The organism is Polymorphum gilvum SL003B-26A1 (assembly GCF_000192745.1).
Classification (GTDB): Bacteria; Pseudomonadota; Alphaproteobacteria; order Rhizobiales; family Stappiaceae; genus Polymorphum; species Polymorphum gilvum.
Genome location: NC_015259.1, coordinates 2,967,075 through 2,990,750 on the forward strand (window position 1 = coordinate 2,967,075; position 23,676 = coordinate 2,990,750).

14 protein-coding genes are annotated in these 23,676 nt (G+C 66.4%); 13 read left to right on the plus strand and 1 reads right to left on the minus strand.

The genetic code is table 11. The features are described from left to right. Window positions 1–8 precede the first annotated feature (8 nt). The 10 genes from SL003B_RS13980 to SL003B_RS14025 all read left to right on the plus strand — a co-directional run bounded on the left by SL003B_RS13980 (window position 9) and on the right by SL003B_RS14025 (window position 9,809). Entirely contained in the window at window positions 9–647 is a 639-nt protein-coding gene (locus SL003B_RS13980) for a DUF1638 domain-containing protein (protein ID WP_013653511.1), read from the plus strand. A gap of 128 nt (window positions 648–775) precedes the next feature. Next, window positions 776–1,075 (plus strand): virulence factor, encoded by a 300-nt coding sequence (locus SL003B_RS13985; RefSeq protein WP_013653512.1) that lies wholly within the window; start codon window positions 776–778, stop codon window positions 1,073–1,075. Continuing rightward, entirely contained in the window at window positions 1,072–1,968 is an 897-nt protein-coding gene (locus SL003B_RS13990; RefSeq protein WP_013653513.1) for a methylenetetrahydrofolate reductase, read from the plus strand. Before SL003B_RS13985 ends, SL003B_RS13990 begins: the two co-directional genes overlap by 4 nt. After that, window positions 1,965–2,921: a methyltetrahydrofolate cobalamin methyltransferase gene (locus SL003B_RS13995; RefSeq protein WP_013653514.1), complete on the plus strand. Its 957-nt coding sequence runs from the start codon at window positions 1,965–1,967 to the stop codon at window positions 2,919–2,921. Before SL003B_RS13990 ends, SL003B_RS13995 begins: the two co-directional genes overlap by 4 nt. Before the next feature lie 11 nt (window positions 2,922–2,932). After that, window positions 2,933–4,957: an ASKHA domain-containing protein gene (locus tag SL003B_RS14000; protein WP_013653515.1), complete on the plus strand. Its 2,025-nt coding sequence runs from the start codon at window positions 2,933–2,935 to the stop codon at window positions 4,955–4,957. A 236-nt stretch (window positions 4,958–5,193) separates the two neighbouring features. After that, complete coding sequence (locus tag SL003B_RS14005) at window positions 5,194–6,132, plus strand: ABC transporter permease (RefSeq protein WP_013653516.1); 939 nt, start codon at window positions 5,194–5,196, stop codon at window positions 6,130–6,132. A gap of 1 nt (window position 6,133) precedes the next feature. Next, window positions 6,134–7,003 (plus strand): ABC transporter permease, encoded by an 870-nt coding sequence (locus tag SL003B_RS14010; RefSeq protein WP_013653517.1) that lies wholly within the window; start codon window positions 6,134–6,136, stop codon window positions 7,001–7,003. A 1-nt stretch (window position 7,004) separates the two neighbouring features. Next, window positions 7,005–8,549: an ABC transporter substrate-binding protein gene (locus SL003B_RS14015; RefSeq protein ID WP_013653518.1), complete on the plus strand. Its 1,545-nt coding sequence runs from the start codon at window positions 7,005–7,007 to the stop codon at window positions 8,547–8,549. A 51-nt stretch (window positions 8,550–8,600) separates the two neighbouring features. Beyond that, window positions 8,601–9,206, plus strand: a complete 606-nt coding sequence (locus SL003B_RS14020; protein ID WP_013653519.1) for a hypothetical protein — start codon at window positions 8,601–8,603, stop codon at window positions 9,204–9,206. A 3-nt stretch (window positions 9,207–9,209) separates the two neighbouring features. Then, window positions 9,210–9,809: a hypothetical protein gene (locus tag SL003B_RS14025; protein WP_013653520.1), complete on the plus strand. Its 600-nt coding sequence runs from the start codon at window positions 9,210–9,212 to the stop codon at window positions 9,807–9,809. Window positions 9,810–9,886: 77 nt separating this feature from the next. Here SL003B_RS14025 and SL003B_RS14030 read toward each other — a convergent pair whose 3' ends face one another. Further along, complete coding sequence (locus SL003B_RS14030) at window positions 9,887–12,403, minus strand: GcvT family protein (RefSeq protein ID WP_013653521.1); 2,517 nt, start codon at window positions 12,401–12,403, stop codon at window positions 9,887–9,889. Between the two features lie 258 nt (window positions 12,404–12,661). On the opposite strand from SL003B_RS14030, the gene SL003B_RS14035 reads away from it, so the two are divergent. The 3 genes from SL003B_RS14035 (at window position 12,662) to SL003B_RS14045 (ending at window position 23,672) form a co-directional block, all read left to right on the plus strand. Beyond that, window positions 12,662–14,203 (plus strand): trimethylamine methyltransferase family protein, encoded by a 1,542-nt coding sequence (locus tag SL003B_RS14035; RefSeq protein ID WP_013653522.1) that lies wholly within the window; start codon window positions 12,662–12,664, stop codon window positions 14,201–14,203. 485 nt (window positions 14,204–14,688) lie between these two features. After that, window positions 14,689–22,290 carry a type I polyketide synthase gene (locus SL003B_RS14040; protein WP_041375551.1) on the plus strand — a complete coding sequence of 2,534 codons (7,602 nt, stop codon included), beginning with the start codon at window positions 14,689–14,691 and terminating at the stop codon, window positions 22,288–22,290. Next, on the plus strand, window positions 22,287–23,672 hold the full coding sequence (locus tag SL003B_RS14045; protein WP_013653524.1) for an aminotransferase class I/II-fold pyridoxal phosphate-dependent enzyme: 1,386 nt from the start codon (window positions 22,287–22,289) through the stop codon (window positions 23,670–23,672). Before SL003B_RS14040 ends, SL003B_RS14045 begins: the two co-directional genes overlap by 4 nt. The last annotated feature ends 4 nt before the right edge of the window (window positions 23,673–23,676 follow it).

Below are 23,676 nucleotides of genomic sequence, written 5' to 3' on the forward strand. Positions count from 1 at the left end.
AGACGGCCATGGCGGCGCCGGCGGACAGCGCGGACGACCCTTCGCACGGCGATGGACTTATCCCCGCCCGCATGCTCGTCGTCGCCTGCGGCGCGCTGGCGCGCGAGGTGCTGGCGCTCAAGGCGCTCAACGGGTTGGACCATGTCGACCTCGCCTGCCTGCCGGCGCAGCTGCACAACAGCCCGCAGGATATCCCCGCCGCCGTGCGCGCCACGATCCGCGCCAACCGGGACAAGTACCGCCGCATCGCCGTCGCCTATGCCGACTGCGGCACCGGCGGATATCTCGACAGGGTCCTGGCCGAGGAAGGCGTCTCCCGCATCCCCGGCGCCCACTGCTACGCCTTCTTCGCCGGACCGGAGTCGTTCCAGGCCCTTGAGGAGGAGCGACTCGGCTCGTTCTACCTGACGGATTTCCTCGCCCGGCACTTCCGCACCATGGTCATCGAGCCGCTTGGCCTCGACCGCCATCCCGAGCTTCGCGAGGTCTACTTCGCCCACTACACGCGACTGGTCTATCTCGCTCAGACCGACGATCCGGCGTTGGACAAGGCGGCGCGGGCGGCAGCTGCGGAACTCGGCCTGCCGTTCGAGAAACGCTCGACCGGCTATGGACTTCTCGGCGATTTCCTGACCGCGGCGGCCTGACCCGCGACAGGGACAGAGGATGGACAGGAGCGTTTGGGGCAACGTCGTATTTCCGCCTTCGCGTGTCGCCTTCCGCTGCTCCGCAGCACCCGCATTCGGCCAAAGATGGACTTCGAAAGGAGCGCTCCATGGCGCACAAGATCATCGTCTACTGGCGCGATATCCCCGCCCAGGTGCTGGTCCGGGCGGAGCGGAAAAGCGCCCGCCGCGAACTTCCGGCAGCCTTCCTGGAGGCCATCGACGCCGCCGCCATGCGCGCCGGCAGGAAGGACGAAGACGCCTATCTCGCCGCGTGGCGGCGCGCCGATCCGATCGAGGTCGGCGAGGATATCGAGGCGGAGGCCGATGCGGCGCTGAACGCGCTCGTCGCGACCTATCCTCGCACCCGCCTGCTGGCGCTGGTGGAGAACTCAGGAGTCGAGGCATGAGCGATCGCCGTCTGAACGCGCTTGGGCGGCTTGCCGCCTCCACCGAGGTGTCGCCGCGCCAGGTGCTGGAAAAGCCCGAAGTCCTCGACGCGATCCCGGCCGGGACCCGTGTCTACCTGACCGATCTCGGCACGGCGAGCGAGGACCAGATCGTTGCGGCCGCGCGGGGATTGCGCGACGCCGGCCTCGTCGCCGTCCCCCACATGGCGGCGCGCCGCTACCCGAGCCTTGCCGCCTTCGAACGACGGATAAAGCGGCTGGTGCTGGAGGCCGGCGTCACCGAGGTGCTGGCGATCGCCGGCGAGACCGACCGCCCCGGCCCGCTCGCCTCGTCTCTCGCCCTGCTCCAGACCGGCCTGTTCGACCGACTCGGCATCGCCCGCATCGCCGTCGCCGGCCACCCGGATGGCGCGCCCGACATCCCAACTCCGGTGATCCGCGAATTTCTCCTGAAGAAACATGAATTTGCAACGAACAGCGATGCCGCTTTCCACATCGTCACGCAGTTCGGCTTCGATCCGCACCGGATCGCCGTCTGGCTCGACGAGCTGGTCGCCTGGGGCAACCGCTTCCCGGTCCATGTCGGCGTCGCCGGTCCGGCGAAAATGACCACGCTGGTCAAGTACGCGGCCTTCGCCGGAATCGAGAACTCATTGAACTTCCTAAAGAAACGCGGCGGTGCCGTGGTTTCGATGCTGTCCGGCTACGATCCCGAAGCGATGGTCGCACCGCTGGAGGCAAGGGTCCTGTCCATGCCGGCGACCCAGATCGCGCAGATCCACGTCTATCCGTTCGGCGGCGTCGCCAAGACCTCCGCCTGGCTCGTCGAACGCGGCTCCTGGTCCTTTCAGCCGGCCAGGAAACCCGTTGAAATTCAAGAGGTAGCGCAATGACCCGGACCGTCGTCGCATCGGCCACGAAAGAGATCGTCATCGGCTTCGACCAGCCGTTCTGCGTCATCGGCGAGCGCATCAACCCGACCGGACGCAAGAAGCTGGCCGCCGAGATGATCGAGGGCAATTTCGACACGGTGATCAGGGATGCCCTCGCCCAGGTCGCGGCGGGCGCCACCATGCTCGACGTCAACGCCGGCGTGACGGCGGTCGACCCAAACCGGACGGAGCCGCCACTCCTCGTCCAGACCCTTGAAATCGTTCAGAATCTCGTTGACGTTCCGCTGTCGATCGACTCCTCGGTGACCGCCGCCATCGAGGCTGGACTGCAGGTCGCCAAGGGCCGGCCGCTGGTCAATTCGGTCACCGGCGAGGAGGAGAAGCTCGAGGCGATCCTGCCGCTGGTCAAGAAATACAACGTGCCGGTGGTGGCGATCTCCAACGACGAGACCGGCATTTCCGAGGATCCCGACGTGCGCTTCGCCGTGGCGAAGAAGATCGTCGAACGCGCCGCCGATTACGGCATTCCGGCCTGCGACATCGTCGTCGATCCGCTGGTCATGCCGATCGGCGCCATGGGCAGCGCTGGCCAGCAGGTGTTCCGCCTGCTCCGCCGCCTGCGCGAGGAACTGAAGGTCAACACGACCTGCGGCCTGTCCAACATCTCCTTCGGGCTGCCGCACCGGCACGGCATCAACGCCGCCTTCATCCCGATGGTGATCGCCTCCGGCATGACCAGCGCGATCATGAACCCGTGCCGGCCGCAGGAAATGGAAATGGTCCGCGCCGCCAACGTGCTGGCCGGACACGATGCCAATTGCCAGGACTGGATCATGGCCTATCGCGACCACGTGCCGGCTGCAGCCGGTGCGCCTGTCCCCGCCGACGTGTCGGTTTCCGGCGCGCGCCGGCGCGGCGGGCGCGAGGCACGGCGGCGTCAGATCACCGGCTGACCGGAGTGCCCATGGCCGACAGCGGACAGGCGCGCGTCATCTTCCAGCCGAGCGGCCGGCGGGGCAGTTTCGCGATCGGCACGCCGGTCCTCGATGCCGCACGTGCACTCGGGGTCTACGTTGAATCCGTCTGCGGCGGCCGCGGCATCTGCGGACGCTGCCAGATCTCCGTCTGCGAAGGCACCTTCGCCAAGGAGGGTCTCACCAGCGCGGCCGATCATCTGGCACCGGCGAGCGACGCGGAAGCGCGCTACGCCGCCTTGCGGCCTCTTGCCGACAGACGGCGTCTCGGCTGCCAGGCGCGGATCCTCGGGGATCTCGTCGTCGACGTGCCGAGCGAGGCGCAGACCAACCGGCAGATCGTGCGCAAGCGCGCGGAGGCGCGGCGGATCGACCCCGACCCTGCGGTGTCGCAATGGACCGTCAGCGTGGCGGAGCCCGACATGGAAACACCGCGCGGCGACGCTGACCGGCTGCGGGAGGCCGTCGCCGCAGCGGCCGGCCTCGCCGACCTGAGCATCGATCCGCCGCTCCTGCCACGCGTCCAGGCGATCCTGCGCAAGGGCGGCTGGACGGTGACCGCCGCCGTCTATCGGGACGCCAGCGCGCCCGTTCTGATCGACCTGTGGCCCGGCGGTCCGAAGCCGCTCTACGGCCTTGCGGTCGATATCGGCTCGACCACCATCGCGGCCCATCTGTGCGACCTTGCCAGCGGGCGGACGGTCGCCTCCGCCGGCACCTCCAACCCGCAGATCCGCTTCGGCGAAGACCTGATGTCGCGTGTGTCCTATGTCCAGATGAACCCGTCGCGCCTGCCCGAGCTCACCCGCGTGGTCCGCGACGCCATCAATGCGCTGATCGGCAAGCTGGTCGGCGACGTCGACGCGCAGCGGAGCGACGTGCTGGACGCGGCCTTCGTCGGCAATCCGGTGATGCATCATCTGTTTCTCGGCATTGACCCGACCGAACTCGGCGGCGCGCCCTTCGCGCTGGCCGTTTCGGACGCCTTCGTGTTGCCGACGCGCGACCTCGACCTCGACATCAGCCTGGGCGGCCGGGTCTACATGCTGCCCTGCATCGCCGGCCATGTCGGTGCCGACGCCGCCGCCGCGACGCTCTCCGAAGCTCCGTACGCCTCCGACGAGATCACCCTTCTGGTCGACATCGGCACCAACGCCGAGATCGTCCTGGGTAGCCGCGACCGACTTCTCGCGGCGAGTTCGCCGACCGGTCCGGCGTTCGAGGGGGCCGAAATCTCCTGCGGCCAGCGTGCCGCCCCCGGTGCCATCGAGCGGGTCCGGATCGACCGGGAAACCCTGGAACCGCGTTTCAAGGTGATCGGCGTCGACGACTGGTCGGACGAGGCCGGATTTGCCGACAGGATCGACCAGGTCGGCGTGACCGGCATCTGCGGCTCGGGGATCATCGAGGTCGTGGCGGAGATGTTCCTTTGCGGCCTGATCACCGAGGACGGGGTCATCGACGGCGCCCTAGCCGAGCGCACGCCGCGGATCGTCCGCAACGGCCGCACCTTCTCTTATGTCCTTGTCGATGAGGGCATTCCGATCTCGGTCACACAGACCGACATCCGCTCGATCCAGCTCGCCAAGGCAGCCCTCTATGCCGGCGTGAAGCTGCTGCAGGACAGGCTCGGCTTCGACCGCATCGATCGCATCCGCCTCGCCGGCGCCTTCGGCAGCTACATCGATCCTCGCTATGCCATGGTGATCGGCCTCATTCCAGACTGCGACCTCGCCCATGTCGGCGGGGTCGGCAATGCGGCTGGCACCGGCGCCCGCATGGCCCTGCTGAACCGCCAGCATCGGCGCGAGGTGGAAGAGACGGTGCGCCGCATCGAGAAGATCGAGACCGCGCTGGAACCCCGCTTCCAGGAGCATTTCGTCAACGCCATGGCGCTGCCGAACAAGGTCGATCCGTTCGACCGGCTGCGTGCGGAGATAGTTCTCCCGCCCCCCTCCGGACTGCCCGGCGAGGACGGCGAGGCAAACGGTCGCCGGCGCCGGCGGCGCAGGTGAACCGACACCGCCGACCGGCGCCCTGCGGTCCCTGCTTCGATCCGCGCCCGGGAGCCAGGCTCGTTCCGCACCCCTCGATCATAAGGGGTATTACGTATTTCCTGACTATCCCCCTCTAGTTTTTCGCAACCCCATGGACGGACCGATATTTTATGAGTATCAGTCTCATGTTTTTCGCCGGATACTGAACGACAGCCGGCATTTCGCCTGATCGTCAACCGGATCGAGACAGGGACATGCTTCACCAGCTCGGCCTGCGGCTGATTTACGCGTGCTTGTTGATCCTCGCCGTCTCGATTGCCGGCTTCGCCCTGCTGCGCCTCATGCCGGGCGACTTTGCCGAAGTGCTGCTGATGTCCCAGATGGACGGCACGCTTCCCGACGCCGAAACGGTGGCACGGTTTTCTGCCGAGAACGGCTTCGACGCACCGCTTCCCGTGCAGTATCTCGACTGGCTCTGGCGTGTCGCGCAGGGGGATCTTGGCACGTCTTTCGTCACCGGCGACCCGGTGCTGGAGGACGTGACGCTGCGGCTCGGCAAGTCCCTGACCCTGGCGCTCCTCGCACTCGGAACCGGCCTTGTCATTTCCCTGCCTGTGGGCGCCCTGTGCGCCTTCTACCCCGGCAGCCTGCTCGACCGGACCTTCGCGACGCTCGCCGTCGTCGGGATGTCGATCCCCAACTTCTGGTACGCGCTGATGCTGGCGCTGCTGTTTTCCCTCACGCTCGGATGGCTTCCGAGCACAGGGCACGGCACCTGGGCCCATGCCGTGCTGCCGACCCTCGTCATCGGCACGTCGATCAGCGGTGTGCTGGCCCGCTATGTGCGCGGCTGCCTGCTGGAGGAACTGTCGCAACCCTATGTCCGCACCGCCAGGTCAAAGGGGCTGAGCGATCGGCGGGTCCTGTTGTTCCATGCCGCGCCGAACGTGTTTCCCGCCGTCCTGACCCTGACCGGCCTACAGTTCGCCCGGGTGTTCGACGGCATGATCATCGTCGAAACCCTGTTTGCCTGGCCGGGCATCGGCCGGCTCCTGGTCGATTCCCTGCTCAGCCGCGACTACCCGCTCATCCAGGCCTGCTTCCTGGTCGTCGCCGCCAGCTACGTGCTCATCAACCTCGTCGTGGACTATGCGATCACGCTCTACGATCCGCGCGTGCGGGGCGTAGTCTGACATGGCGGCTCCGCTTTCCATCGCAGCCGTGCGACGCCTGTCGCGACCGGCCTTTCCCGCCGCCGGCTTCGCCTTCTGGGTGGTCTCGGGTCTGATCCTGCTGGTCGCCGCCGGGCCACTGGTTGCCCCGCACGATCCCTATCAGGCCGACTTCCTCAACCGGCTCGCCGGGCCGAGCGCCACCTATCCCCTCGGCACCGACGCCATGGGACGGTGCCTGCTGTCCCGCCTCCTGCACGGCGCGCAACTGACCACGCTGTCCGCCCTGTCGGTCGTCGCTACCGCCGCAGCAATCGGGATCCTGGTTGGCGCCGTCTCTGGCTACTTCGGCGGACTGCCGGACCGCCTGCTGATGCGGCTGACAGAAGGCGTTTCGGTGCTGCCGGCGCTCGCCATAGCGATCGTCATCGCAGGGATCCTGGGTCTCGGTCTGAAGGCAGTGATCCTTGCCCTCGCAGCCGTCCACTGGACCGATTATGCGCGGCTCGTGCGCAACGTCGTCATGGTCGAGCGCAGCAAGACCTACGTCATGGCGGCCGAAGCGCTCGGGGTCCGGCGCCTCGACGTCATCCGGCGCCACCTCCTGCCCAACATCGCCGCCCCGCTGCTTGCCATGGGTACCTACTCGATTTCGTGGGTCATCCTGTCCTTCGCCGGGCTCAGCTTCCTCGGCCTCGGCGTCGAGCCGGGCACGCCGGAATGGGGACGGCTGATCGCCGAATCGCGCAGCCACCTGCGCGAGTACCCACGTCTCGTGATGGTCCCCGGCTTCACGATCATGGCCTTCGTTATCGCCATCAACCTGATCGGCGACGCGACGGGCGACCGCCTCCGCCACGGGCGAACGAATTTTCTCAACCCAAGGAGTTAGCATGCACCACCTCGTCTCACGCCTGCGCAAGGCGGCTGTTGCGGCCGTTGCCGCCAGCCTGCTCGCCGCACCGGTCCCGCCGGTCGCGGCAAGCGAGCCTGGAACGCTTGTCGTCGCCACCATGTGGGAAGCCCTGCCGCTGTCGATGGCGCCACGCCGCAGCCGCTTCTTCAACGAGAGCGAGATCCTCGACACGCTGATCAAGCTCGACTACCAGATGAAGCTTATCCCCGGCCTTGCGACGTCGTGGGAGCGAGTCAATCCGACCACCTGGCGCTTCACGCTGCGCGACGGCGTCAAGTTCCATGACGGCTCCGACTTCGACGCGGAAGCGGCCAAGTTTTCGCTGGAGCGGGTAATCGCGCTGCTGCCCTATGCGTCCGACCTGCTCAACATCGCGCGGATGGATGCCAAGGGACCGCTGGAACTCGAGATCGAGACCACCGAACCCTTCGCCGCCCTGCCGAACCAGTTGACCGATGCGATCACCGGCATCTACGCCAGGTCGTCCTTCGACGCCGAGGACAAGTTCGTGAAGCCGGTCGGCACCGGCCCCTGGGCCTTCGTCGACTACCAGAAGCAGGACCGCACCATCGTCGAGCGGTTCGACGGCTACTGGGGCCCCGCACCGTCGCTGGAAAAGGTCGTCTACCGCTACATCCCCGACCACAACTCGCGCGCCCTGGCGCTGGAGACCGGCGAGGTCGACTTCGTCGAGCACCTGCTGCCCTCCGACGTGGAGCGCCTGTCCAGGGATGCCGCATTCAAGGTCTACGTCGAGCCGAGCGCCGGCCTCTACTACGGTGCCTTCAATGCCGGCGAAAAGAGCGTGCTGAAGGATGCCCGCATCCGCCAGGCGCTGAACCTGATGGTGGACCGGGACATTCTCGTCAAAGCGGCCCTCGACGGCATCGGCAAGCCGGCCTGGCAGTTCTTCCCCGACGACTTTCCCTGGGTCTCGGAAACGGTGACGCCCTACACGCTCGACCTTGCAGCCGCCGAAGCCCTTCTGACCGAGGCCGGATACGCGAAGACGGACGGCAAGTGGGTGAAGGACGGCCAGCCGCTGACCCTGCGTATCCTGTCCTATTCCAGCCGCGCCGAAATGTCCCCGATCACGGAAACGCTCGCGACCCTGCTTCAGGGCCAGGGTGTCGCGACGCAGGTCCAGATGTTCACCTGGGAGGGCATGCTGGACCTGGTCAAGCAGGGCGACTACGACGTCTCCGTGGTGTTCTGGACGCCGGAAATGACCGGCCATCCGGACCTGCACCTCAAGTCACAGTTCCATTCCAAGGCAGGGCTGAACTACCAGTTCTGGGTCAACGAGGAATTCGATGCCCTGGTCGACAAGGGCCGTACCCTCGACGCCGGCGCCGACGCCATGGACACCTATGCCCGGGCACAGCAGATCCTGCAGACGGACGCACCGATCATCCCGCTCGTCCACAAGGTGTTCGTCGCCGCCTCCAGCGCCGCGCTCGACGGCTACAGGGTCCACCCGTCGGGCTTCTTCTACAACTTCAAGGAAGCGACCAAGAAATGACGCTCCCGGGACGGCCGGGCCGGCCGTCCCGCAACCTTGCCGGAGATTGCCGTGGCCTCGTGTCTTTTCCTCAAACCGATCAAGGGCGCCGGAAGCGACCTGCCGGACATTTCCGGCTTCGTCGACGACCTCGACCAGATCGACCACTACGATCTGGAGACTGCCGATCTTGGCGCCTATCGCGCCCTCCTGGTGCCCGCCCATCTCGACCAGAGGTTCTTCGGCACCCTGACCGGCAAGATCACCACCTTCCTGAACGCAGGCGGAACCCTGGTCTTCAACGGTCATGTCGCCTGGCCGATGCTGCCGGAATTCAGGCCCTTCCAGGTGCTGGATCGCGTGACCCTCGACACGTTGCAGGTACATCGGCTCGCCGATCATCCCGTCTTCGAGGGCGTGGATCCGCAGCACCTGACCCTCCGGCGCGGCGTCGCCGGTTTCTACGCCCGCGGCCATAATCCGATGCCGGAGGGAGCGGTCGCCCTGCATGGCCTCGGACCCGATCGGGCCCCCTGCGACTGGGTCTACCACCGGCCGCAAGGCGGGCGGATCCTGATGCACGCGGGAAACGACCTATGGATGTACGCCGGATCGAGCGACACGACCGCACGGATCGTGCCGCAGTTGTGCCGCTGGGCGGCCGGACGGGAGCATTAGGACATGGCCACGATCGCAGCGCTCGACAGCGGCACCTACTATCATCACCGTTCGCTTCACGAGCCCCGCTACCGGGCCTTTTTCGACGAGATCGTCTATGTCCGTGACCTCGAGCGGACCGATCTGGCGGCCTTCGACATCGTGCTCGTGTCCTGCCGGACCGACCCTTACGTGCTGATCCCGCGCAAGGACCAGTTCCGCCGCTTCCTCGATGGCGGCGGAACCGTGGTCGCCATGGGCTCGACCGGCCAGCCGGCCTGGCTGCCAAATGTCGTCTGGCACGACACGCCGACGAATTTCTGGTGGTGGAAGGAAGGCGGCAGCCTCGGCCTCGAGGTCGCGACCCCCGACCATCCGCTGTTCGGCCACATCACGCTCGCGGACGCGACCTGGCATCACCACGGCCACTTCGACGTGCCGGACGGGGCCGTGTCGCTGATCGACGTGGCCGGACGCGGCTCCGTGCTCTACGAGGACCACGTCAGCACGCCGGGCTGCATGATGATCACAGCGCTCGACCCGATGTACCACCACGGCAGCCATTTCATGCCGGCGACGACACGGTTCCTGGACGGCTTCCTGCCCTACCTGCGCAGCCTCTAGCGAGGGCAAGGCGCCTCCGGGGCGGCTCCCGGGCGGCTCCGGCCGAAGCTCCGACCGAAAGGGCCGGAGCGTGCCGGTCAGGCCCGGAGGCGGGCGTTGTCCGGGTCGAAGGGGGACTCGGCGATGACGACGGCCTTGTGCGGCTTGCCCAAGATGGTGATGTCGAGTTCGGTACCGAGAGCGGCGAGATCGGGGCGGACCATGGCGAGCGCGAGGCTCTTGCCCACCCGCCAGCCGTAGCCGCCGGAGGTGGCGCGGCCGACGAGAACGTCGTCCTTATGGATCGCCTCGCTGCCGCGCGCATCGGCATCAGTCACGCCCAGCACTTCCAGCGTGACGAAGTTCCAGCGCAGGCCCTTGTCCTTGCCCGCCAGCACGCCCTCGCGGCCGAGGAACTCGCCCTTTTCCGGCTTCACGAAACGGTCGAGGCCGGATTCATAGGCGTTGTACTCGATGGACATTTCACGCGGGATCAGGCGGTAGGACTTCTCTAGCGCCATCGACACCATGGCGCGGATGCCGAAGGGCTTGATGCCGAACTCGGCTCCCGCTTCCATCAGGGCGTCGAAGATGGCGTTCTGCATTTCGATCGGGTGGTGCAGCTCCCAGCCCAGTTCGCCAACGAAGTTGACGCGCAGCGCATGGGCGGTGGCGTTGGCGTTGGCGACGCTGATCTCCTTGCCACTGAGCCAGGGGAAGACCTTGTTCGACAGGTCCGTGTCCGTGAGCTTGGCCAGCACCTCGCGCGAGCGGGGACCGGCGAGCACCAGCACGCCATACTGCTGGGTGATGGGCCGGAGCGTAACGGAACCATCAGCGGGCAGCATCTTGTTGAGGTAATCGTGGTCGTGCCGCTCGAAGGCGCCGGCGGAGACCAGATAGAAGGCACCCGGCTTCCACTCATAGACCGTGAACTCGGCCCGCACGCCGCCAGACTTGGTCAGCATGTGGCAAAGCGCTATGCGGCCCTGCTTCTTCGGGATGGAATTGGCGAGAATGCTTTCCAGCCAGGCACGGGCGCCGGGGCCGGAAACGTCCATCTTGGCGAAGGCGGTCATGTCGAGGACGCCGACACTCTCGGTGACATTGCGGCACTCGTTGCCGACATGCTCGAAATAGTTGGAGCGGCGGAAGGAGTATTTCTCGACGATGCGGCCATCCTCCAGCGCGGGCGAATGGTTCTCGTTGAGCAGCACGTCTGGCCGGTCCAGTTCCTCTTCCGTGAGAGCATAGCCGGCAGGGGCGAACCAGTTGGCGCGCTCCCAGCCATAGACCGAGCCGAACACCGCACCCAGCGCCTTGAGGCGGGAATAGCAGGGCGAGGTCTTCAGCGGGCGCGCGGCGGGCCGTTCCTCATCGGGATAGTGGACCGTGAAGACATTGGCATAGGCTTCCTCGTTCTTGGTCTTGAGGTAGCCACGGGTGGCATAGGGGCCGAAGCGGCGGGGATCGACGCCCATCATGTCGATGGAGGGCTCGCCCTCGACGATCCATTCCGCCAGCTGCCAGCCGGCGCCGCCGGCCGCAGTCACGCCGAAGGAGTGCCCCTCGTTGAGCCAGAAATTCTTCAGGCCCGGCGCCGGGCCGATAATCGGCGATCCGTCCGGCGTGTAGGCGATGGCGCCGTTGTAGACCTTCTTGACGCCAACCTCGCCGAAGACCGGAACGCGGGCAATCGCCGTCTCGATATGCGGCATCAGCCGGTCCATGTCTTCCTGGAACAGCTCGTATTCGCTGTCATCGGAGGGGCCCTCCATGTAGCAGCAGGGCGCGCCCTTCTCGTAGGGCCCGAGGATGAGGCCGCCGTTTTCCTCGCGCATGTACCAGGAACTGTCCGCCTCGCGCAGCACGCCCATCTCGGGCAGGCCCTGCCTGTGGCGCTCGACGATGGCCGGATGCGGCTCGGTGACGATGTACTGGTGCTCGACCGGAATGACGGGGACGTCGAGACCGACCATGGCGCCGGTCCTGCGGGCAAAGTTCCCGGTGGCGGAGACCACGTGCTCGGCCGTGATCTCGCCCTTGTCGGTGGTCACGACCCATTCGCCGCCCGGTTTCTGGTGAATGCCGGTGACGGTAGTGTTGCGGTAGATCTGCGCCCCGCCTGCACGCGCGCCCTTGGCAAAGGCCTGCGTCAGATCGGCCGGCTGGACATAACCGTCATCGGGGTGCTGGATCGCGCCGAGGATGCCGTCCGTCTCGCACAGCGGCCAGATCTCCTTGACCTGGTCCGGCGTCAGCTTGTTGACCTTCACGCCGATGGTCTCGGCGACGCCTGCGTAATACATGAACTCGTCCCACCGGTCCTTCGTGCGGGCGAGACGGATGTTGGAGACGAGGCGCAGGCCAACGTTCTGGCCGGTTTCCTCTTCGAGCCGGTTGTAGAGGGCGACCGAGTATTTGTGGATCTGGCCGACCGAATAGCTCATGTTAAAGAGCGGCAGCAGCCCGGCCGCGTGCCAGGTCGAGCCGGAGGTCAGCTCCTTACGTTCGATCAGAACGACATCGGACCAACCCTTCGTCACCAGGTGGTAGAGCGTTCCGGTGCCAACGACACCACCGCCAATGACGACAACGCGCACGGTCGATTTCATCCCACGTCTCCCCCAACAGCTCACCGGTCACGCCGCCGGCTGCGCCGACGCTGGAACGTCCCAACCCTAGAAAGAGAGCAGCGTCACAGGATGCGGGCTCCCGACATCCAGTGTCGTCAACCCGCCATGGCGAAGGCCCGCGGCGGAAAGCCGATGACGGTTTTGAGAAACGCCAGGACGCAAACGAAACGCGTCAACGGTCCGGGCTGACGCAGTATCGCGGTCAATGCTCCCGCAGTCCGCACGAAGAGGCTTCCAATGTCAGACGATTCCAGCCGCACCGTCCGGCGTGGCCGTTCCGCCCGGCGCGAGCAGCGGACGGCCGGCGGTCTCGGCCTCGGCTTGCCCTACATCACCCGGGGCATCCCGATCTATGACGTCCTCAGCGACGAGGGTGCGGACCTGATCGAGGTGCAGGCCGACACGATCCTGCAGGAAATCGGACTCGAGTTCCGGGACGACACGGAAGTGCTGGACATCTGGAAGAATGCCGGAGCCGATGTCGACGGCGAACGGGTCCGCTTTCCCAAGGGGCTGCTGAAGGAGATCGTCAGGACCGCGCCGGCGCAGTTCGTCCAGCATGCCCGCAATCCCGCCCGAAACGTAGTGATCGGCGGCAACAATCTCGTCTTTGCCCCCGTCTACGGCCCACCCTTCGTGACCGACCTCGACAAGGGCCGGCGCTACGGCACGATCGAGGACTTCCGCAATTTCGTGAAACTGTCCTACCTGTCGCCGTGGATGCACCACTCCGGCGGGACGGTGTGCGAACCGGTCGACCTGCCGGTCAACAAGCGCCATTTCGATATGGTCTATGCCCATATCAGGTATTCCGACAAACCCTTCATGGGGTCGGTCACGGCGCCGGAACGTGCCCGCGACTCGGTTAGGATGGCGCAGATCGTCTTCGGCGAGGAGTTCGTCGACCGCAATTGCGTCATGATCCAGCTCATCAACGCCAACTCGCCGCTCGTATTCGACGCCACGATGCTCGGCGCCTTGAAAGTCTATGCCGCAGCCAACCAGGCCTGTATCGTCTCGCCGTTCATTCTGGCCGGCGCCATGAGCCCGGTCACGGTCGCGGGCACGCTGGCGCAGGTACTGGCCGAGGCCTTGGCTGGCTGCGCCCTGACACAGCTTGTCCGGCCCGGCGCGCCGGTCGTGTTCGGCGCCTTCGTCAGTTCCATTTCCATGCAGTCGGGAGCGCCGACCTTCGGCAGCCCCGAGGGCACTCTGCTTCTCAATGGTGCCGCCAAGCTCGCCCGGCGTCTCAATCTTCCCTTCCGGTCCGGCGGCTCCTTCACGGCGTCCAAACTGCCCGATGCGCAGTCGGCACAGGAATCGGCGCAGACGATCACCGCAACGCTTTTGTCGGGCGTCAATTTCGCGCTTCATGCAGCCGGCTGGCTGGAAGGCGGGCTGTGCTCCTCCTACGAAAAGTTCATTCTCGATGCCGACCAACTCGGCATGATGCACGTCCTGGCCAGGGGAATCGACCTGTCCGAGGAAGCGCTGGCGATGGATGCCCTCCGCGAGGTCGGGCCGGGCGGACATTTCCTGGGTGCCGCCCATACCCAGCGCAATTTCGAATCCGCCTTCTTCCGTTCGCAGATCGCCGACAACAATTCCTTCGAGCAGTGGCTATCTGACGGCGAACTCGACGCTGCCCGACGGGCCAACCGCATCTGGAAGACACAGCTCGCCGAATACAGCGGCCCGGAGCTCGATCCGGCCCTCGACGAGGCCCTGCTTGCCTTCATTGCCCAACGCAAGGCATCGTTTCCAGACAGCAACATCTGAGCCACCAGGCCATTCCGTTCCGTTCAGTGCCGTACAGTCCCGGCACGAACGGCGGCGGACCGGCCTGCCGCGCCTTCTCCTTATCCCCTGGTCACCTCGGCACGGCCGCACAAGCGGCTATCCGGCGCGGAGAATGATCAATAAGACTTGCACCGGGGCTCCTGCGGAGCTATCGGCAACGAGGTGTTTTCGCGAGGATGCCGCTTCGGCTCCTCGTCGGAAATGCGTGCTGGGAGAGGCATGCAGGTCATTGTCATCGGGGCGCGACATATCGTAGATGTTTTCTGTTCACACGAATGGATCCGCTCGTTGAGATCCAAGAGATACCGGCTGGGTACAACGAGGTAAAAATGCATATACCGATTGTCATAAATAGTTATTTTCACGTTTTCCGCCAAGGCATGACACTCGCAACAGGCCAACGATAGATAACACTCAACAGGTGACTGTAGCAGCAGGGCTAAAACGAAGCGCAGGCTTGTCTAATGGCGTCAATTAAAAGCAATATTGAAATTATTGGATACTCAAGCCGTCTTCCGGGCGCACAGTCCACCGAAGAGTTCTGGAGGGTCCTAAAGGAGGGGCGCTGCACCGTTACCAGTGTTTCCGAAGATCGCTGGCCGCTGACCCGATTCGGGCATCCGGATCGCTCGGCAGCGGGCAAGACCTACACCTGGGCTGCTGGCCAGCTCGATGACGTCTGGGGATTCGATCCAGCATTCTTCGGCATCTCGCCGCGCGAAGCGCTCCAGATGGACCCGCAGCAGCGGATCCTGCTGCAGCTGGTCTGGGAGGCGCTCGAACAGGCCGGCCTGCCGCCGAGCGCCCTAGCGGGCAGTTCGACCGGCGTCTTCGTCGGCGCCTCGTCGCTCGATTACCACCACCGCTTCGTGATCGATCCGCAGAATGCCGACATGCAGTTCATGACCGGCAACACGCTGTCGATCGTCTCGAACCGCATCTCCTACATCTACGACCTGCGCGGACCGAGCTTCACGGTCGACACCGCCTGCTCCTCGTCCCTGGTGGCGCTTCACGAAGCCGTCTCGGCGCTCGAAACCGGCCAGATCGACACCGCCATCGTCTGCGGCATCAGCGTGCTGCTGAGCCCGTTCGCCTTTGTCGGCTTCTCGCGCGCGTCCATGCTGTCGCCGACCGGCCTGTGCCAGGCCTTCGACGCCAACGGCGACGGCTACGTGCGCTCCGAGGGCGGCGTCGCCGTGATCCTGCAATCGGCCCGCGCCGCCCGCCTGCCGGGTACCAAGGTCCACGGCCGGATCGTCGCATCCGGCATCAACGCCGACGGGCGCACGGTCGGCCTGTCGCTGCCGTCGCCCTATGCTCAGGCAGCCCTGCTCGAGGAGATCTACGGCGGCCTCGAAATCGCCCCTGATCGGCTTGCGTTCGTCGAGGCGCACGGTACCGGCACGCGTGTCGGCGACCCGGCCGAGGCAGACGCACTCGGCAAGGTGATCGGCCAGAAGCGCAGCACCCCGCTTGCGATCGGCTCGGTCAAGACCAACGTCGGCCATCTGGAGCCGGTATCCGGCCTTGTCGGCCTGCTCAAGTCGATCCTGGCGCTGAAGCACGACCTGCTGCCGAAATCGCTGCATTTCCGCACGCCCAATCCGGACATTCCGTTCGAGGACCTGAACCTGCGCGTGGCAGCGGAGCCGGTGCCGCTGCAAAAGGACGGATCCCCGCGCCTTGCCGGCGTCAACTCGTTCGGCTTCGGCGGCACCAATGCCCATGTCGTCCTTGCCGACGGCGACGCGCCGGAGGTGTCCGCCGAGCCATCCGATCCGACGACGCCGCTGGTTCTGAGCGCCCGGGGCAAGGCGGCGCTGAAGGCGCTGGCGGAACGCTATCGCGAAGCGCTCGACGGCAAGGACGATCCGTCGGCAGGCGCGATCTCAGCGTCCGCGGCCTATACGCGCGACCTGCTCAGCGACCGGCTGGTGGTGCTCGGCGCCAGCGCCGAGGAGAAACGGCAGGCGCTCGACGACTTTCTCGCCGACCGCAAGTCGCCCAATATCGTGCAGGGGGCAACCGTCCGCGCCAACCAGAAGATCGCCTTCGTCTTCTCGGGCAACGGCTCTCAGTGGGCCGGCATGGGCTGCGAAGCCTATCAGAAGGATCCGGACTTTCAGGCAGCCTTCGAGCGGGTCGACCGCAAGTTCATGGGCGTCGGGGGCTGGTCGCTGTTGACCATGCTCTTCTCGGAGGACCTCGAGACCGAGATCGAGCGCACCGAGATCGCCCAGCCTCTGCTGTTCGGCATTCAGGTAGCGCTGGTCGAGGCGCTCGCCAGGCGCGGCATCCGGCCGAGCGCCGTTGCCGGCCACAGCGTCGGCGAGGTAGCCGCCGCCTGGTGCTGCGGGGCGCTGACGCTCGACCAGGCCGTCAAGGTCATCCATGCCCGATCGACTCAGCAGGAGGTGATCCGCCATCTCGGCTCCATGGCCGCACTGCTGCTGCCGGCGGACAAGGCCAGAGAGGCGATCGCGGAGGCCGGGTTCCCTCGCATCGAGCTCGCTGCGATCAACTCGCCCCGCAGCGTGACGATCTCCGGCCCGGTGGAGAGCCTCGACGCCTTCGCCAAGTTCGCCCGCAAGAAGCGCTGGGCAATGCGCCGGCTGAACCTTGCCTATCCGTTCCATTGTGCGCTCGTCGAGCCGATCCGCGAGCCGCTGCTTGAGGCGTTGTCCGGCATCGAGCCCAAGGCTGCCGACCTGCTGTTCTTCTCCACAGTCGACCCGGACGCGGAAGAGATCCGCCTCGATTCCGACTACTGGTGGCGCAACGTGCGTCAGCCGGTCCTGTTCGCCGATGCCATCGAGCGCATGGCCGGTCAGACCATCGGCGTTTTCGTCGAAATCGGCCCGAAGCCGGTGCTCGGCACCTACATGAATGACGTGCTGCGCGAGGGAGGGCACCGCACCGACGTGCTGCCCTCGCTGGACGCTCCGGTCAAGGGCGGCGAGCACGCGCTCAATCCGGTCGAGACCGCCGCCGCCGGGATCCTCGCCCATGGCGGAGAGGTCGATCTCGAGGAGTTCTTCGGCGAACCGCCGCGCGCTTTCGTCGGGCTGCCGAGCTATCCCTGGCAGAATGTCGACTACAAGCCGGAGGCCACCGCCGAGAGCATCGACTACATGTTCGGCACGACCTGGCCGCTGCTCGGCTATCGCCTGCGCCAGGACGTCGGCGAGTGGTTCAATCACGTCGACCCGGCGCTGTTGCCCTGGCTTGCCGATCACAAGGTCGAGGAGTCGATCGTGTTCCCGGCGGCAGGCTTCGCCGAAATGGCATTGCGGGCCGCGATCCGCTGGACGGGAGCCGACGAGATCGAGTTGCGCGATTTCGACATCCTGCGGCCGCTGGTTTTCGACGGTTCGGAGATCTGGGAGACGCAGGTCCGCATTTCCTCGGACGACCGCGTGGTCGAGGTTCTTTCACGCCCGCGGCTTCAGGGCGCCGACTGGTCTCTCAACGCGCGCGGCCATTTCGTCAGCGTCGTGCGCAACGCCCGCAAGTCCACCCTGTCAGTGCCCGACAATGTAGGCACGACGCTGGAAACCGCGGCTCTTTATGCGCTGACGCAGACCTTCGGTCTGCGCTACGGTGAGGCATTCCAGCGCGCCGAAAAGGTCCTTGCCCATGACGCGCGCACGGCGACCGTGCTGCTGAAACCTCAGACGGACGCCGTTGCCAGGGGCAAGTTCGCCCTGTGTCCGACGCTGATGGATGCCGGGTTCCACGGCCTGTTCGCGCTGCTCGACGGCGTCGAGGAAATCCCGGCGCAGACCAGCTTCCTGCCGATCCGGCTTGGCTCCTTGCGCCTGCTGCAGCCTGAGGTCGCGCCGACGTCGGTGCTGATCCGGGTCACCCGAGCCACGCCGCGCTCCATCGAGGCGACCTTCGAATATCTCGATGCCGCCGGCGACGTCGTCGCCCGGTTGTCGCAGGCCCGGTTCAGGGCGGTCCGGCTCGGTCGCGAGACGCGCCAGAGCGACCTGGTCTACCGCACGATCGCGACGCTGCTTCCGGACGCGGATCGCGTCGCCCCGATCCAGGCGGTGATGCCGGACGGTTTCGCGGCCTTTGCGGAACGCTGCGGCGTCGCCTGCGACGACGCACCGGAACCCGGCGATACCCTGCTGCTGGTCGAAGCGCTCGGCCGGACCATTGCCCATGACACGCTCTGGCAGCTTTCCGGCGCAGAGCCGTTGCGTCTCGACGCTCTCGTCGAACAGGGGCTGATCGCTCAGTCCGCCCTGCCGCTCGTGCATTCCCTGCTCGGGTGGCTCTCCGACAGCGACCTTGCGACCGAAACCGACGACGGCTGGCGCATCGAAGACCCCGCCGAGGGTCCGACGGCCAGCGACCTCCTCAGGACCATCGCCGTCGAAGCCTCCGGCCACATCGCTGAAGCCGCGCTGCTGTCTCGCCTGTCGCTGCGGCTGAAGGACATTCTGCGCGACGGACTTGCCGAACGCGCCCAGGGCTATTTCGCCGGCGGCCTGTTCGACGCCTACCAGACCGCCTCGCCCGCAGCCGCCGACCTGATGGCGGCCGTAAAGCGCGTCGCGGTTGACCTGATCACGTCCTGGCCGTCCGACCAGGCGTTGAAGATCCTGGTTTTCGGCGCCACGTCGGCCGATCTGCTGCTCACGCTCGACCGGTTGATCGATCCGCGGCACGCGTCGGTCGTGGTGACGGACCCCGTCGCGACCTCCCTCGGCCGGGCCGAACGGCAATGGACCGGCAGCAACGCCATCCGCTTCGTCGATTTCGAGGATGGCGAGGCGCTGGCCGCCCGCGGTCCGTTCGACATCATTCTGTCGGGCGGCCACCTGTCGGAAAGTTCTAACCAGGACATCGCCCGCGTCGGCGCCTGCCTGTCCAGGGACGGCCTGTTGTTCAGCGCCGAATTCCTCCCCTCCCCGCTGACCGACCTGATCCGCGGCATTGGCGCCGACTGGTGGCGCGAGACGGCGGTGGACGCATTCCCCCTGTCCCGCCTGCGGACGCCGGAGGAGTGGCAAGGGGATCTTGCCGCTGCAGGCCTTGAGCGGGTCGAAACGACCAATCTCGACAGCGACGTCGCCGAAGCGATCCTGATTGCAGCCCGGGCTCCCGCCGACGGCAAGACGGTTGTGCAGGCGGATGCGGAACAAGCCGCGGAAGAGCCGCAGAAGGCGTCGACGCTCCTCGTCATTGCCGATCGGGACGGCGCGAGCCGGAAGGTCGCGGAAGCCCTCAAATCGACTCTCGCCGAAGCGGCGATCGCCGTGACGGTCGCGGTCATCGGGGAGCGCACCGGACCAGATGAAAATGGCGACTGGTCGATCGACCCGGACCAGCCGGACGACGCGCTGAAAGCTCTGCTCGCGGAGTGCGCTGCCGGAATCGTGCATCTTGCCGGCGCCTATGCGGCCGAGGGTGATGCCCTTGCGGTCACCGACAGCCGCACCTGGAGCCTGACTCAGCTGCTCAAGACGATCGGCTTCGACGACACGCGGCTTTGGATCGTCGCCCCTGGCGGCGTTCAGGATATTGCCGGCGGATCGAGCCATCGGCCCGATCAATGCGGCGTCTGGGCCTATGGCCGCGTGGCCATGAACGAATTCCCGAACGCCGGAATCCGTCTGATCGACCTGTCCCCCGCGATCGAACCTGGCGTTGCCGCCGTGCGGCTCGCGGACGAGATCCGGAATGGCGGCGACGAGCGCGAAATCATCATCGACGGCCGGCGCCGGGCGGGTCTGCGTATCGTCAAGGGAGGGCTTCTACCGGAGGCCGCCGTATCGGAGACGGCGGAGCCGGTCATGCGGCTGGACATCCTGCGCCAGGGCTCGCTCGATCAGCTTGCCTGGCACGCAATCGACCGCCAGCTGCCCAGGGACGACGAGATCGAAATCGCCGTCGAGGCCAGCGGCCTGAACTTCCGCGATGTCATGTGGGCCCTCGGCCTCCTGCCCGAGGAAGCGCTGGAAGACGGTTTCGCCGGGCCGACCCTGGGCATGGAATGCTGCGGCACCGTCGTTTCGGTCGGTCCTGCCGTCACCCGGTTCCAGCCGGGCGAGCGGGTCATCACTTTCGCCCCGGCCTGTTTCGCGAGCCATGTCACGGTGTCCGAGGCGGCGTGCGCGCCCATGCCCTCGACCGTCACCTCGGAAGAGGCTGCGACCATTCCGGTCACGTTCCTGACGGCCTATTACGCGCTGGTTCATCTGGCCAGACTCGGCGAAGGGGAGACGGTACTCATCCACGGCGGCGCCGGTGGCGTCGGCCTCGCCGCGCTGCAGATCGCCAAATGGCGTGGCGCGCGCACCATCACGACCGCCGGTTCGGAGGAAAAGCGCAGCTTCCTCAAGCTGCTCGGAGCCGATCTGGTGCTCGACTCGCGCAGCCTCGCCTTCGTCGACGACATCATGGAGGCCACGGACGGCCAGGGCGTCGACGTGGTGCTCAACTCGCTGTTCGGCGAGGCGATGGAACGCAGCATCGAGGTGCTGAAGCCGTTCGGCCGCTTCCTGGAACTCGGCAAGCGCGACTACTACGGCAACACCCGCATCGGCCTGCGACCGTTCCGGCAGAACCTGACCTATTTCGGCATCGACGCCGACCAGTTGCTGACCCGGCAGCCGAAACTGGCCAAGGACCTGTTCATCGAACTGGTCCGCCTGTTCGAAAACGGCACCCTGGCCCCCCTGCCCTATCGCGTGTTCGAGGCGGACGGTGTGATCGATGCCTTCCGACTCATGCAGCAGGCCGGCCATATCGGCAAGATCGTGCTGCGCCCGCCGGCCGTTCCCGCCGCGGTACCGCGCCGCCGTAGCCTCGCGCTGAGGCCCGACGCGACCTATGTCGTCGGCGGCGGCTTCGGCGGCTTCGGGGCGGAACTGCTGCGGCGGATGACCGATCTCGGCGCGCGGAACCTGCTCGTACTAAGCCGGCGCGGTACGGATTCCGACGATGCCAGGGCGGTTGCCGCCGAACTTGAGACACGTGGCGTGCGTGTCGTTGCGCCGGCCTGCGATCTCACGGACGAAGCGACATTGGCCAAGACGCTGGCCGACTGCCGGAGCACGATGCCGCCTATCCGGGGTGTCTTCCACACCGCCATGGTGCTGAACGACGGCCTTCTCGCGAACCTCGACCACGACGGCCTGACCCGTGTGCTGGCACCGAAGATCCGCGGCGCTGAACTGCTCGACGTGCTGACCGCCGGAGATCCCCTGGACCATTTCGTGCTGTATTCCTCCGCGACCACGCTGGTCGGCAACCCCGGCCAGGCCAACTACGTCGCCGCGAACGGCTATCTGGAAGCACTCGCCCGCAAGCGGCGCGCCGAGGGCAAGCCCGGCCTTGCGGTCGCCTGGGGCGCCATTTCCGACGCCGGCTATCTGGCCCGCAACGACGACGTCAACGAATTGCTGGCGCGCAAGCTCGGGCGCCATGCGCTGACCGCGCGCGAGGCCCTCGATGGTCTTGTCGCGCTGATGGCAGAGCCGCAGGACTCGCTCGAGACTGCGGCGGTCGGCTATGCGCGCATCGACTGGCAGTCGGCCCGTCGCGACCTCGCCTTGCTTGCCACGCCGCTGGTCGACCTGCTGGGCCTCGGCAGCGGCGAGGACTCCGGACCGGTGGAAGGCGCCATCGACCTGCATGCCATGCTCAAGGGCATGGACAAGGTCAAGGCGGCGCAGACGGTCGCCAACCTCCTTGCCGGAGAGATCGGCAAGATCCTGCGTATCGCGCCGGAGGAGATCGATCCGCACAAGCCGCTGTCGGAGGTCGGCATGGACTCTCTGATGGCGCTCGAACTGCGGATGAGCGCTGAACGCCAGCTCGGCATCGACATCCCCTTGATGTCGCTCGCCAACGGTGCCACCCTTATCGACCTGTCGGCGCGCGTCGCGAACCGCGTCCTCGGCGGTGAGGCCGACAATGGTGTCTCCGGCGAGGCCCGACAGCTTGCGAGCCAGCACATGACCGACGACCGTACGGAAACCGAGGACCTGTCCGACATCGCCGAACAGGTCGAGGCCAAGAGCCGCGAACTGAGGTCGCTGCTGTGAGCGAGCGGCGATCCAAACTCGGCGGCATCGCCGGCAGCGACCGTGACCGGCTGATGGAGAGTATCCGGGCCGGACGAAAGGCCAACCGCGACCGGCGTCCCGCGCCGGTGTCGGCCCAGGCTCCCGAGCCCAAGCGCAAGGCCTTCGATTTCGCCGAACTGCCGCAGATCAAGCAGCTGCAGATGCAGCGGGCGGCCGCAGACATGATGGGCATAGACAATCCGTTCTTCCGCCCCCATGACGGACTGGCCGCGGGAACCACCGTCATCGACGGCAAGGTCCACGACAACTTCGCCTCCTACAACTACCTCGGCCTCAACGGCCACCCCGACGTGGCGGCAGCTGCCAAGGCGGCGATCGAGACCTACGGCATCAGCGTTTCCGCCAGCCGGATCGTGGCCGGCGAGCGTCCCCTGCACCGCGACCTCGAAGATGCCCTGGCGCGTGTGCACGGGGTGGAGGCATCGATCGTCATGGTCAGCGGCCACGCCACCAACGTGACGACCATCGGTCACCTGATGAACAAGGGCGACCTGATCCTGACCGACAGCCTGGTGCACAACAGCATCGCCGAAGGCGCGCGGCTGTCAGGTGCGACACGGATCAATTTCCCCCACGATGACCTCGAAGCGCTGGAGCGCCTGCTGGCGGAGAACCGCCACAAGTACGATCATGTGCTGATCGTCGTCGAAGGTCTCTATTCCATGGATGGGGACTTTCCCGATCTCAAGCGCCTGGTTCACCTCAAGCAGGCGTACGATGCTTGGCTGATGGTCGACGAGGCCCATTCGATCGGCGTCCTCGGCGCCACCGGCCATGGCATCGCCGAGCATTTCGGCATCGACCCGAACGAGGTCGAGTTGTGGATGGGAACGCTCAGCAAGACCTTCTCGTCCTGCGGCGGCTACATCGCCGGCTCGCGGGTGCTGTGCGACTATCTCAAGACGACGGCGCCCGGGTTCGTGTTCTCGGTCGGTCTGGCGCCGGCGCTGGCAGCGGCGGCGATCGCCTCGATCCAGGTGATGGAGCGGGAACCGGAGCGGGTGGCACGGCTGCAGGCGAACGGCCGGCATTTTCTCGCCTGCGCCAGGGCGGCCAGACTGGATACCGGACCGAGCGCCGGCTACTCGGTGGTGCCGGTGATCGTCGGCGAGTCGGTCGGCGCGGCGGTCCTGTCAAACCGGCTTTTGTCCCGTGGACTCAATGCCTTGCCGATCATCTTCCCGGCCGTGGCGGAAAAGGCGGCGCGGCTGCGCTTCTTCATCACCAGCGAGCACACGTTCGAGCAGATCGAGCGTGCAGTGGCGCTAACGGCCGAAGAACTCAAGCAGATTCGCGCCGACGGCACGGCCGTCGACCGGTTGATCAAGGCGGCGCGCTGAGCGG

Coding starts and splice junctions, on each gene's coding strand:
- SL003B_RS13985 (WP_013653512.1), top strand. CDS start 776: ATGGCGCACAAGATCATCGTCTACTGGCGCGATATCCCCGCCCAGGTG.
- SL003B_RS14010 (WP_013653517.1), top strand. CDS start 6,134: ATGGCGGCTCCGCTTTCCATCGCAGCCGTGCGACGCCTGTCGCGACCG.
- SL003B_RS14005 (WP_013653516.1), top strand. CDS start 5,194: ATGCTTCACCAGCTCGGCCTGCGGCTGATTTACGCGTGCTTGTTGATC.
- SL003B_RS14030 (WP_013653521.1), bottom strand. CDS start 12,403: ATGAAATCGACCGTGCGCGTTGTCGTCATTGGCGGTGGTGTCGTTGGC.
- SL003B_RS13995 (WP_013653514.1), top strand. CDS start 1,965: ATGACCCGGACCGTCGTCGCATCGGCCACGAAAGAGATCGTCATCGGC.
- SL003B_RS14015 (WP_013653518.1), top strand. CDS start 7,005: ATGCACCACCTCGTCTCACGCCTGCGCAAGGCGGCTGTTGCGGCCGTT.
- SL003B_RS14025 (WP_013653520.1), top strand. CDS start 9,210: ATGGCCACGATCGCAGCGCTCGACAGCGGCACCTACTATCATCACCGT.
- SL003B_RS14040 (WP_041375551.1), top strand. CDS start 14,689: ATGGCGTCAATTAAAAGCAATATTGAAATTATTGGATACTCAAGCCGT.
- SL003B_RS14000 (WP_013653515.1), top strand. CDS start 2,933: ATGGCCGACAGCGGACAGGCGCGCGTCATCTTCCAGCCGAGCGGCCGG.
- SL003B_RS13980 (WP_013653511.1), top strand. CDS start 9: ATGGCGGCGCCGGCGGACAGCGCGGACGACCCTTCGCACGGCGATGGA.
- SL003B_RS13990 (WP_013653513.1), top strand. CDS start 1,072: ATGAGCGATCGCCGTCTGAACGCGCTTGGGCGGCTTGCCGCCTCCACC.
- SL003B_RS14035 (WP_013653522.1), top strand. CDS start 12,662: ATGTCAGACGATTCCAGCCGCACCGTCCGGCGTGGCCGTTCCGCCCGG.